General features: G+C 74.3%; 1 protein-coding gene. It reads left to right on the plus strand.

Going from position 1 to position 1230, the window contains the following annotated elements; genetic code table 11:
- Nucleotides 1–73 precede the first annotated feature (73 nt).
- The coding region (locus AOK03_RS32730) for an FAD-dependent monooxygenase (RefSeq protein WP_055569014.1) at nucleotides 74–1230 on the plus strand (1157 nt) is incomplete at its 3' end.

Genomic DNA, 1230 nt, shown 5'->3' on the forward strand with positions numbered 1-1230 from the left:
CCCACTGGTTCGGCACACCCCGCGCCGCCGCCCCGCCCGCCACCGGCGCCACCCACCGAACAGGAGCGTGAGCATGACCAGGGACGTGATAGTCGTCGGCGCCGGTCCCGTCGGGCTGATGATGGCCGGCGAACTGCGCCTGGGCGGCGCCGACGTCGTCGTCTACGAGAAGCTGCCCGCCCCGGCACGGGAGTCCCGCGGCGCCAGCCTCACCCGGCGCGCGGTGGAGAGCTTCGACCAGCGGGGCCTGCTCGGCCGGCTCGGCCCGACCGAACCCGCCGACAGCCACTTCGGCGGCGTACCGATCGACCTCGGCCCGCTGGCGGAGGACCACAGCGGCGCCCGGGGCGTCTCCCAGTTCCGCACCGAGCGGATGCTGGAGGACTGGGCGACCGGACTCGGGGTGCCCGTGCTCCGCGGCCACGAGGTCACCGCCCTGCACGAGGAACCCGACGGCGTCGCCGTGGACTTCGAGGGCCCCGGGGGCCAGGGCCGCGAACGCGCCCGCTACCTCATCGGCTGCGACGGCGGACGCAGCACCGTCCGCAGACTGGTCGGCATCGACTTCTCCGGCCCCGAGCCCACCCGCGGCTTCTACACGGCCGACGTGACCGGCATCGAGACCCGCCGCCGGCGCATCGGCGAGAACCTCCCCGACGGCAGCATGATCATGGCGATGGACCTGGAGAACGGCGTCACCCGGGTCGTCGCCTACGAGCGGGGCATGCGGCCCAAGGACCGCGACGCCCTGTCGTACGCCGAACTCGCCGACGCCTGGCAGCGGCTGACCGGCGAGTCCATCCACCACGGACAGTGCCGCTGGATCAGCTGCTTCACCGACGCCTCCCGGGTGGCCGCCGAATACCGGCGCGGCCGGGTCTTCCTGGCGGGCGACGCCACCCACGTCCAGCCGCCGGCGATGGCCCAGGGCCTGAGCGTGGGCGTGCAGGACGCGGTCAACCTCGGCTGGAAGCTCGCCGCCGTCCTGGTCGGCCGGGCCCCCGACACCCTGCTCGACACCTACCATGCCGAACGCCACCCGATCGGCCGCCAGCTGGCACGCAACGCCCGCGCCGCCATCGAACTGCGGCTCACCGGCCAGGAGATGGCCCCGCTGCGCGCGGTGCTGGGCGAACTGCTCACGCACAAGGAGGCGGCCGGACACCTGGCCGGCATCCTCAGCGGCCTGGGCATCCGCTACGACCTGGGACCGGGGGAGCACCCCCTGCT

The sequence above is a fragment of the Streptomyces atriruber genome, from assembly GCF_001418325.1.
Taxonomy (GTDB): Bacteria; Actinomycetota; Actinomycetes; order Streptomycetales; family Streptomycetaceae; genus Streptomyces; species Streptomyces atriruber.